Source organism: Protofrankia sp. Cj5 (assembly GCF_917627405.1).
Classification (GTDB): domain Bacteria; phylum Actinomycetota; class Actinomycetes; order Frankiales; family Frankiaceae; genus Protofrankia.
This window is the reverse complement of the sequence record NZ_CAKJTO010000069.1, coordinates 17,721-28,939: the sequence shown is the minus strand read 5'-3', so window position 1 is coordinate 28,939 and position 11,219 is coordinate 17,721. Positions and strand designations below refer to the sequence as shown.

Here is an 11,219-nt window from a genome sequence, read left to right as displayed (position 1 = left end):
GGTCGCACCTGGCCGGCGCGGGCCTGGCCGGCGCGGGGGCGGCTGGCGCGGGCCAGGCCGGCTCAGTCTCCTCGCGGCGGTGATCGCGGCGGCGTGCGTCCTGGCTGTCGTCGTTGCGGGCAAGAACAGCGGCCAGCCGGGCACCGACCGAGCCGCGGTGTCCCGACAGCTCGCGACCGAGGCGAGCGCGAGGCGCCAGGGCGACCCGAACCTGGCCGGCCAGCTCGCCGTTGCCGCATACCGGATCGCGCCGACAGCCGAGGCACGGCGCGCCATGGTCGCGTCGTTCGTCGCCACATCCGCGGTGTCACTGCCCCAGCGCGGCGCGAAGGTACTCGATGTCGCCTGGGACGCCGATGGCCGGGCGCTCGCCGAGGCCGACGCCGACGGGCGGGTACGGTTATGGGATCTCAGCGATCGCCGCAAACCGGTTCTGACCGCCGACCTCGGCCCGGAGATGACCGGGCAGGCAAACGGCGTGGCGCTGAGCGCGGACGGCCGCCGGCTCGCGGTCGGCGGCGCCGACAACACCGCCCGGCTCTGGGCCGACCGGATGTGGGAGGGCAACGCTTCGGACGCAAGCGGGCAGCCCAGCCGGCTTGACGGACACATCAGCCCGGTCGTCCGGCTCCTGTTCGACCCCACGGGCAAACTGCTGGTGACGGCGGGCGCGGACGGGACGGTCGGGCTGTGGAACATCGCCGATCCACGGCATCCGGTATCACTGACGTTCCTGACCAACCGTGGCGGTCTGGTGACGGACATCGCGCTGCGCCCGGACGGCCGGCTGCTGGCTACCGCGGCCGTCAACGAGACGGTGCGGTTGTGGGATCTGGCCAGCCCCGGGCAGCCACAACAGATCGCCACCATGACCGGGCATGTCGGTGCGGTCGTGACAGTGGCCTTCAACCGGAACGGACATCTTGCGGTAACCGGCGGTGACGATAACACGTTGCGGCTGTGGGATCTGTCAGACCCCACCAAACCGCTGGCAGTCAGCGTCCTGGCGGTCCACTCCAACCGCGTCACCGGTGCCGCATTCGGCACGGATGGCCTGCTGGTATCCGCGGGCGCCGATGGTGCCATCGTGTTCTGGGACGCCACGGCGAAACCCGTCGAACTGACCCGGCTCATGAGCCGGAACACCACCGCTGTCAGCCGGCTGGCGGTGTCCGGTGACGGACACGCGTTCGCGGCCGGTGGCGCGGACGGCGATCTGCGGGTGCTGTCGACCGATCCGGACGCCCTCGCCCAAGCCGCCTGCGCGGATCCACGTTTCCGACTGGACCCCGAGGGGTGGCGACGGTGGGTACCGCGGCTGCCCTATTCCGACCCCTGCCCGCGATAGCCCCTGGTCCCAGCAGCCGGCAGACGCAGCCGTTCAGCCCCGCGATACCGCCAGGGCGGTGGTATCGCGGGCAGTCCACGCCGCCGTCGGGCACATTCACGCCACGACCGGGCCGACCCCCGCGGTGAGCTTGCCGGCAAGGTTGATGTTGGCGGTTGTCGTCTCGTTGTTCCGCGGCACCTCATGGGACCTGAACGCGATGTCCTGGCCATTACGCACATAGAAATTGACGAACGCGGCCGTGGCCGGCCTGCGCAGGGCTTCCTTGCTTACATACAGATAGAGCGGTTTACACAACGGGATATAGGTGCCGGTCCCGGCGGAGACCACCGACGGCGAAATACACCCGCTGCCGTTGTCCAGCTCCACGCCACGAATCTTGCCGCCGTACGTCTCGAACGTCGGGAAATCAAGAAAGCCCAGCGCGTTCTTGTCCTGCGCGACGTTCTGCGCCACGCTTTCCAGCTCGACCGCGCGGTACCCGCGGACGTTGTCGCTCGCCCCGTTCACCTCCTGGTTGAAGACCTGGCCGTGGACGGACGTCGGCGCTGGGCCGAACAGCTTCACCGGCTCGTTGGGAAAGCTCGGATCGATCTGGTTCCAGCTGGTGACTGTCGAGCCCTTCTTCCAGATGTTCGTGAGCTGACTGAGCGTCAGGCAGCGCGCCCAGGTGTTCTGCGGGTTCACGATGACCGGCAGGGTGTTGTGGGCGATCTCGAACTCGGCGACCCGATCCGCGCAGCCGGGATCGCCCTTGAAGGTGGTGTTCAACGCGAAGGAGGCACCAGCGATGTCGATCTTACCCTGACACAAACGCGTGAATCCGTCGTCGGTGGATGTTGCCTCCACCCGGACCGCGACCCCGCTCTGCTGCTGTCGGAACAGCGCGTAAGCAGTTTCGGTGATCGGTGCGACCTCGCTGGAGCCGGAGGCGAGAATGACGTTCTCAGCGCGGACCGACGGCTCGCCTGGCGGGGCCACCGCCTGGCCCTGGCCCACCGCCGACGCCCCGGCCGAAGGGAGCGGGAGCGGCCCATTACCGCCACCGGCGGCCGTGACAAGTCCAGCCGTTGTGGCCGCGATCAGGACAAGAACGGCAGCCGCCACCGAAACAATCCCGCGTCGGGTGCTGACAAAGCCGGCGAACGGACGACTTTTCGTCCGGCGGCCCGCATGCGCCGCGTCGGCGAACTCAACCGGCGTGACCCGGGCTGGAACCGGGAGCGCATGCGCGGTGCTCACCGGCGGCGCGCTGACCGCAACGGGTACGCTCGGCGACGACGGGGCTCCACCGGGCCGGCTGCCCACAATCGACGGAATCACCGGTGGCGAAGTCCGCGGAACCGGCGGGACACTCAGCGCCGGCGAGACACTCAGCGCTGGTGGGACACTCAGCGCCGGCGGCTCGATGATGACTGTTTGAAGTGGGGGTACGGCCTGGCGCGCGCCCCGCGCGGCAATGAGCGCCGCGCCGAGGGCGACATCACCAGGTGAGCCGATCTCCTGTCTTCCGGCGTCCGGGAACGCTTCGGCAAGGACCCGGGCGACCAGCGGGATCCGAGCCGAGCCGCCGAGCAGCAGCAGCGCGGACAGATCCGCGGATGTCGCCGGAACCGACCGCAGTACGCGCTCGAGCACGCGGACCGTGTCGTCCACCATGGGCCGGATAAGGGACTCGAGCTCGTCCCGGGTCAGCCGCACGGACTCCGGCATGCCCACGCCACCGACCAGTGGCAGGCCAACCGGGACATCGACCACATCGTCCTCGGAGAGGATCTCCTTTGCCTGGGCGCACTCAGAGCGTAACCGGCGCAGCGCCGCCGCCGTCACGGGATCCGCGTGGTCGAGACCGGATGCGGCGCCACCAAGCTTTCGCAGTACATGGGCCACCACGATGTCATCGATTTCCATGCCACCAGCGCGGGTGATCCCGGCGGGGGTACCGGAAATCTGGAATCCGGTGGGCATCGTGGCCAGCACCGCGGCCTCGAAAGAGCCCGCGCCAAAGTCGTAGATGCCCACGAACGCCCCGGGGGCCGGCGCGCTCCGGCGGTTGAGCAGCGCGCCAACAGCGTCGGCGGAGGAGCACACCGTGATCGGGACATCGGCGTCAACCTGGCCGACGGCTTCGGCGAACAGCTCGCACCGAAACCGCGACCAGCTGGCCGGATGGGCGACGACCACGTGGTCGGGGAGCGCCTTGCGCAATCGGGCGGCCGCGGCGACGACCCAGTCGACCAGGCGTGAAACCAGTGCCTCGGGGGTGTAGGCAGCCTCACCGAGCAGCACGGGCGTCGGATCACCCACCCGTCGCGGGAAACCGCGGGCAGCCCGGCCCGGATCGGCCACCGCGCGGCGTTCGGCCGCCCGACCAGCCTGAATCTCGCCATCGGGCGATGCGTAGACGACGGTCGGAACGTCGGTTCCGCCACCGAGAGCCAAGATCTGCGGCCAGCCGTCGTCGATCGCGGCGACCACCGTGTTGGCCGAGCCCAGGTCAACTCCCAGCTGATATCCCATACCGCCCCCGAACATCGACCACGAGGTTGATCAACGAGTCAGGCCGGCACATCGATCAACGTGTTCGCCCGGATTATAAGCGCAGGACCAGCGGGCTGCTACAGCCGCATACCGCCGATCAGCAAATCAGCACGGCTGTAGCATGATCAAAAAATATCAATCACAGCCGGAAACACGCAGCACCACGGATGGACCGGCGGCGGCCTCCACGGGAACAGTGGATCACATACAGCTACCGCGAAACAACCACCGGCCGGCAATCAGCCAGCCGCGCTCGTGCATTCTTTTGCCCAATCGATCCATCAACAAAAGCAATCGCACGCCACGGCGAAGTCCTTTTTCACTGAACCCACCTTCATTGATTTATCTTTTGTTAACGATTTTCGATCCGTTTACCACCCGGACAGCGCACGGTGCTGAAATCCGAGAGGCACTGAGCTGGCCCGCTCGCCCGTCACGGCCTACCGCGCCGCTCAGGGGCCGGCCGGTCCATGTGCGAGAAAGGCCGTCCCGCACGCCATTCCGTAGATAGCGAAGTTGCGTCCTGGAGGGGGCTATGGAATCTGTTGACTCGATCAATCCGAACCTGGCACGCCGCGGTTTTCTCGTGGCGTCCGGGCTGTCCGCGGCTGGAATTGCGACCGCGTCACTGCCGGCCGCGCGCGCGGGCGTCCCTCGGATCAACGGCTACCCGTTCACGCTGGGCGTGGCATCCGGAGAGCCGACATCGCACGGAATCGTCCTGTGGACCAGGCTCGCGCCGTCACCGCTGGAGCCGGGCGGCGGCATGCCCAACCGCTCCTACCAGGTGCGGTGGATCCTTGCCGCTGACGACCGCCTGACCCGTGTGATCCGTAGCGGAGAAGCACCTGCCAAACCCGAATGGTCACACAGTGTACATGTCGAGGTTGACGGCCTGCTGCCGGGACGCGACTACTACTACGCGTTCGAAGTGGCCGGTGAGCGCAGCGCCATCGGGCACACCCGCACCGCTCCCGGCGAGGGCCGCAACGTCTCCGAAGTGACCATCGCGCACGTCTCCTGCCAGAACTACGAGGAGGGCTACTACGCGGCCTACCGGGAGATCGCCCAGCAGGACCTGGACGTCGTCTTCCACGTCGGGGACTACATCTACGAACCCAATCCGAAGCCCGGCCGCCCCCGGCTGCACGCGTGCCCGGAACCGAAGGACCTCGCTGGTTACCGGCTGCGGCTCTCGCAGTACAAGACGGACCCGGACCTCCAGGCCGCGCACGCGGCCCACCCGTGGGCGGTGACCTGGGACGACCACGAGGTCGCCAACGACTACACCAGTCAGACAAACCAGGATAACGAACCACAAAATATCTTCCTGGCGCGTCGCGCCGCCGCCTACCAGGCGTACTGGGAGCACATGCCGCTCCCGAACCGAGTACGCCGCGACTACGTGCTGTACCGCCGGCTGCGCTACGGCAACCTGGCCGAGTTCGTCATCCTTGACACCCGCCAGTACCGCGACGCTCACGCGTGCAACAGCAACGGTGTCAACAGCGGACAGATCGTCAGCTGCACCGAGAACCAGGACCCGGCCCGGAGCATCCTGGGCGCGCCGCAGCGTGACTGGTTGTTGAAGGGATTCACGAACGCGGGCGCGCGGTGGAACGTGCTTGTCCAGCAGATCCTGATGGCCCAGCTGGACCTCGCCCCCGGCCCGCTCCACTTCTGGAGCGAGTTCTGGGACAGCTACGCGGCCGAGCGCCGCACGGTCCTGCAGGCCATGCACGACCGGAAGGTCTCCAACCCGGTCGTGCTGACCGGCGACATCCACGCGTTCCTCGTCAACGACCTGCATACGGACTTCCGTGACCCGGACTCGCCCGTGGTCGGGACCGAGCTCGTCGGCACGGCGATCAGCTCGGTTCTCCCGGCGCCGTTCCCGACAATCATCAGGAACGCCCTCCCCCTGAACCCGCACATCAAGCAGTTCCAATCCGACTACCGCGGGTATATTCTGTCCACAATCAACCGCGATGTCTGGACGGCGGAGCTGCGGGCCGTGCGGGACTTCACCAAGCAGGATTCCGACGTGTTCCAGTACAGCACGTGGGCAATCGAGAACGGCAGGCCAGGAGCGGTGCAGGCCTGACCGCCAGCCGGTGGGCACGCATCAACGATCTTTCCAGGCCGCTGCGCCGATAGCGGTCTCGGCGATCGCGCACGCCGCGTAAAACGTCCCGTCCGGGCTCCGGCGAAACCGGCCGTCGGCCCGGACGGGAGGGAAAAGCGGCTGTCCCGTCCGGACAGCCGTACCGATCCGCGTCAGAGACCAGCCTCGCCGACGGCACCCGGCCGGGAGAACGGCGCCAGCCGCGTCACCAGGCCGCGAACCTCTGCCGCGGCCGCGGCGATGGTCTCCTCGGGCATGCCCGGGGAGACCCCCTCCAGCAGGACCTCCAGGGCGGAGAGCCGTTCGACGATCTCAGCCATCAGATCAAAGTCCCGGACCCGGGCACGGGCAAGCTCCGCAACCCGCTCGTTCTTCTCGAACAGCTCGACGAACACCGTGACCTTCGCACGCAGCAGCCATGGGTCAAAGGGCTTGGCGATGTAGTCGACCGCGCCGACGGCGTAGCCGCGGAAGGCGTGGTGCGGTTCCCGATCGATCGCGGTGAGGAAGATGATCGGCGTGTCTCGCGTCCGGCCACGTTGTTTGATGCGATGAGCGGTTTCGAAACCATCCATCCCCGGCATCTGGACGTCGAGCAGAATCACCGCGAAATCATCCACCAGGAGACGTTTGAGCGCCTCCTCGCCCGAGCCCGCGGTGACCAGTTCCTGGTCGAGGGATGCGAGGATCGCCTCGAGGGCCATCAGGTTGTCCGGCCGGTCGTCCACCAAAAGGATCTTGCTGCGCGGGCGTTCCGCGCCATGTGCGTCTTCGCCGCTCCCGGTGTCCGTATGATCACTCTTGCATTCAGTCACCGCCCGCATCCTCCTTCACGCCGCGCCGCCGGCGGGGCATAGCTTCGAGCTCAACGGTACAAATGACTTCCGCCGTACTTCCCGATGCCACCGGCCTCGCTCGGTGGAAGTATCACCGAACCGAGCCAACCGCAATGAGACCGTCGGAGGACGCCGGATGTCCCCGGGGGAGCCAGCCTTTCATCCCTGCCTCACCCGCTCCGACGCACCCCGCTGACAGGCCCGGCGCTCCCCGGGCGGCGGCCCGGGGAAACCGCGGAAAACCGTGATCGCTACGCCGCCACCGGGGAGCCTCGCTCAGCCTCTGGGGGACTACAGATGAGACCGCATGGTGTCGAGCAGATGATCAAGATCAACTGGCTTGGTGATGTAGTCAGTCGCCCCGGCCTTGAAGCTCTTCTCCCGGTCCCCCGGCATCGCCTTGGCGGTCAGCACCACGATGGGAAGAGCGGCGAACGCGGGCATCTGCCGGATCGCCGTCGTGGTCTCGTTCCCGTCCAGCCCAGGCAGCATCACGTCCATCAGAACAAGATCAATTGACAAGCCCTCCTGCTGGAGCAGCCGGATCGCGTCATGGCCGTTATCCGCGTACAGAACCCGCATTCCGCGCATCTCCAGGGCGCTGGTCAACGCGAAGACGTTGCGGACGTCATCGTCCACGACAAGTACGGCCGAGCCGGCCAGCGGGTCGGACTCGTCCAGGCCCACCGTCACCGCCGGGCCGCCCAGCTCCGCGGGCAGTTCGGTGAGGAACGGCGTGCCCGCCGGGTCGGTGTCCGCGTCGGAGCGGAACGAGCCACGTACCCGGACGCCCGACAACTGGAACTCCGCCAGCCCGGGTGTCCATGCGCCGCCACCACCGATAGCCGGCCGAACGCCGGTGGGCGGCGTCCCGGCAACGATCGTCGCCCTGTCGTCAGCCAGCCGCCAGCGCCCTGCCGCCCCGCCGGTCTCGGCGAGCATGATGATTTCCTCGCTGTCTCCGGGACTGGCCGACGGAAGCACTTCGGACGGCATCACCGAGGGGACGTACAGCGTGAAGGTGCTGCCCAGACCGACTGTGCTCGCGACGCCGATGGATCCGCCGAGCAGCCTCGCAAGCTCCTTGCTGATGGACAGCCCGAGCCCGGTGCCGCCGTAGCGCCGCGACGTCGTCCCGTCCGCCTGCTGGAACGCTTCAAAGATCATAAGAAGCTTGTCGGCGGCCACCCCGATACCGGTGTCGGAAACGCTGAACGCGAGCACGACCGGCGCGGACGACAGGACCGACGTGGTGAAGGCGACATCGGCCGAGGCGACCGTCACGTCCAGGCGCACCTCCCCGGCATCGGTGAACTTCACCGCGTTGGACAACAGGTTCTTCAGCACCTGCTGGATGCGCTGCTCGTCGGTGACGAACTCCTCCGGGACATCACCCGCGACGGTCACCTCGAAGGACAGGCCCTTCTCCTCGGCCATCGGGCCGAATACCTGCGCGACCGCGTCGCAGAGAGTGATGGTACGGACTGTCGCGGCCTCCACGGCCATCTTGCCGGCCTCGACTTTCGAGAGATCGAGAATGTCGTTGATAAGCCCGAGCAGTTCTGAGCCAGCCGAGTGGATCGTCTCGGCGAAATCGATCTGCTTGGCGGTGAGGTTCGCCTCCGGGTTGTCAGCCAGCAGCTTCGCCAGCAACAGCAGGCTGTTGAGCGGTGTGCGCAGCTCGTGACTCATGTTCGCCAGGAATTCCGTTTTGTACTGGGATGACAGCGCGAGCTGCTCGGCCTTCTCCTCCAGGCCGATCCGGGCCATTTCGATTTCGCCGTTCTTCTCCTCCAGCAGCGCGGCCTTCTCCTCCAGCTCGTTGTTGGTGCGCTGGAGCTCGACCGACTGCGAGCGCAGCTCCTGGGTGAGCCGCTGGGACTGGGCGAGCAGCTCCTCCGTCCGCGCGTTTGCCATGATCGTGTTCAGGACGACGCCGATGGTGCCGACCAGCTGGTCGACCAGATGCAGATGCAGCTCGGAGAAGGTGCTGAACGAGGCGAGCTCGATGACGCCGAGTACCTGATCCTCGAAGATCACCGGGGTGACGACGAGATCACTCGGTGGCGCGTCCCCGAGGCCGCTGCGGATACGCAGGTAGCCGGCGGGGACCTGCTCCACCCGGATACGCTTCTTCTCCGCCGCGGACTGACCGATGAGTCCCTCACCGAACAGGAACGTGCCGTCGGAGCGCTTACGCGGCGCCGAACCGTAGCCGGCGACGTGTCGCAGCTTGTCGCCCTCGATGAAATCGAGCAGGTAGACCGTACCGAGCTGGGCACCGACCGCCGGGGTCATCTCACTAATGATCATCTGGCAGACCGCGTACAGATCACGCTGGCCCTGCATCTTGCCGCCGATCCGGGCGATGTTCGACTTCAGCCAGTCCTGCTGGGCGTTCTTGTCGGTCGTCTCCCGCAGATTGGCGATCATCTGGTTGATGTTGTCCTTGAGCTCGGCGACCTCGCCCTCGGCCTCCACCGTGATGGAGCGGGTGAGATCACCGCGAGTGACCGCGGTCGACACCTCGGCAATCGCCCGGAGCTGTGTGGTCAGCGTGGAGGCGAGCTGGTTGACGTTGTCGGTGAGCGCCTTCCAGGTACCGTCCACCCCGTCGACCGTTGCCTGGCCCCCGAGCTTGCCCTCAACACCGACTTCCTTGGCCACCCGGGTGACCTCGTCCGCGAACGACGACAGCTGGTCGACCATCGTGTTCACGGTGTCCTTCAACTCGGCGATCTCACCCTGCGCCGACACCGTGATCTTCTGCGACAGGTCACCGCGGGCCACCGCCGTGGTCACCAGCGCGATGTTGCGGACCTGCGCGGTGAGGTTCCCCGCCATCGAGTTCACCGACTCGGTGAGATCCCGCCACACCCCGGACACGCCCCGCACATGAGCCTGGCCACCCAGATTGCCCTCGGTACCGACCTCCCGGGCCACCCGGGTGACCTCATCGGCGAACGACGACAGCTGGTCGACCATCGTGTTCACGGTGTCCTTCAACTCGGCGATCTCACCCTGCGCCGACACGGTGATCGTCTGTGACAGATCGCCGCGCACCACCGCCGTCGCGACCTGGGCGATGTTGCGGACCTGCGCGGTGAGGTTCCCCGCCATCGAGTTCACCGACTCGGTGAGATCCCGCCACACCCCGGACACGCCCCGCACATGAGCCTGGCCACCCAGATTGCCCTCGGTACCGACCTCCCAGGCGACCCTGGTCACCTCGGCCGCGAACGATGACAGCTGGTCGACCATGGTGTTGATGGTGTGCGCGAGACCGGCGACCTCACCGCGGGCGTCGACGGTGATCTGCCGCGTGAGGTCGCCGCGCGCCACCGCGGCCGCCACCTCGGCGATACTGCGGACCTGGGTGGTGAGGTTGCCGGCCATGACGTTCACCGAGTCGGTGAGATCCCGCCACACTCCGGACACGCCCTTGACCTGGGCCTGGCCGCCCAGTTTGCCCTCGGTACCGACCTCCTTGGCCACCCGCGTGACCTCGTCCGCGAATGCCGAGAGCTGGTCGACCATCGTGTTCACGGTCGACTTCAGTTCGTAGATCTCCCCCCGGGCATCCACAGTGATCTTCTGGGACAGATCGCCCTGTGCCACCGCGGTCGTCACCTGGGCGATGTTGCGGACCTGGCTGGTCAGGTTCCCCGCCATCGAGTTCACCGACTCGGTGAGATCCCGCCACACCCCGGACACGCCCTTGACCCGCGCCTGGCCGCCCAGGTTGCCCTCGGTACCGACCTCGCGGGCGACCCGGGTGACCTCGTCGGCGAAGGACGAGAGCTGGTCCACCATGGTGTTCACCGTCGTACCGATCCGCAGGAACTCACCCCGCACCGGCTGACCGGCGATCTCCAGCGCCATGTGCTGCGAAAGGTCACCCTCCGCGACCGCCGCGATGACCCGCGCGACCTCGTGCGTCGGACGCGCAAGGTCATCGATGAGGGAGTTGACCGCCTGGTTCGACATCGCCCAACCGCCCTCGAAGCCGAGATCGGCCATGCGCTCGGTCAACCGGCCGTCCCGCCGGATCACCTTGCTCACCCGTTCCAGCTCGAGCGCGTGCCGCTGCTGGACACCGGCCAGCTCGTCGAAACGCTGTGCCAGCGGTGCGCCACGGCCGGCCCGTTCTCCCAGCCGGACCGAGAAGTCACCCTCGCACAACGCGGTGAGAGCATCGAGCAAATCGCTGAAGAGGTGGTCGTCCACGGGCGCGGTTTCCGACACCATCGTCATGATGAAGCCCTCCAAACCCGCGTCCGCGGGAATCACTCACGTCTGGTCAACCACGGGAACGGTCCGGCAGCCGTTCATCGGGTATCCGGTGCTACTCGCCGCCAGTATCCGCCAA

Annotated in this window: 5 protein-coding genes; 2 read left to right on the top strand and 3 right to left on the bottom strand. The window is 67.2% G+C overall.

What is annotated here, in order from left to right; translation table 11 throughout:
- Window positions 1–1,348, top strand: a 1,348-nt coding sequence (locus MJ777_RS15310; RefSeq protein ID WP_239376955.1) for a WD40 repeat domain-containing protein, incomplete at its 5' end; no start/stop codon positions are given.
- Window positions 1,349–1,444: 96 nt separating this feature from the next.
- Here the strand turns inward: MJ777_RS15310 and MJ777_RS15305 are convergent.
- On the bottom strand, window positions 1,445–3,868 hold the full coding sequence (locus MJ777_RS15305; protein WP_239376954.1) for an Hsp70 family protein: 2,424 nt from the start codon (window positions 3,866–3,868) through the stop codon (window positions 1,445–1,447).
- A 556-nt stretch (window positions 3,869–4,424) separates the two neighbouring features.
- Between MJ777_RS15305 and MJ777_RS15300 the strand changes: the two genes are divergently transcribed.
- Window positions 4,425–5,993, top strand: coding sequence for an alkaline phosphatase (locus MJ777_RS15300; protein WP_239345533.1), 1,569 nt, complete (start codon window positions 4,425–4,427; stop codon window positions 5,991–5,993).
- 173 nt (window positions 5,994–6,166) lie between these two features.
- Here MJ777_RS15300 and MJ777_RS15295 read toward each other — a convergent pair whose 3' ends face one another.
- Window positions 6,167–6,829: a two-component system response regulator gene (locus tag MJ777_RS15295; protein ID WP_239345529.1), complete on the bottom strand. Its 663-nt coding sequence runs from the start codon at window positions 6,827–6,829 to the stop codon at window positions 6,167–6,169.
- A 312-nt stretch (window positions 6,830–7,141) separates the two neighbouring features.
- The gene (locus MJ777_RS15290) at window positions 7,142–11,104 is read right to left on the bottom strand and encodes a HAMP domain-containing protein (protein ID WP_239376953.1); all 3,963 of its coding nucleotides are present in this window, start codon (window positions 11,102–11,104) and stop codon (window positions 7,142–7,144) included.
- Window positions 11,105–11,219 lie beyond the last annotated feature (115 nt).

Excerpts from the sequence above, each read along its gene's own strand:
- MJ777_RS15305 (WP_239376954.1), bottom strand. The coding sequence starts at position 3,868 with ATGGGATATCAGCTGGGAGTTGACCTGGGCTCGGCCAACACGGTGGTC.
- MJ777_RS15300 (WP_239345533.1), top strand. The coding sequence starts at position 4,425 with ATGGAATCTGTTGACTCGATCAATCCGAACCTGGCACGCCGCGGTTTT.
- MJ777_RS15290 (WP_239376953.1), bottom strand. The coding sequence starts at position 11,104 with ATGACGATGGTGTCGGAAACCGCGCCCGTGGACGACCACCTCTTCAGC.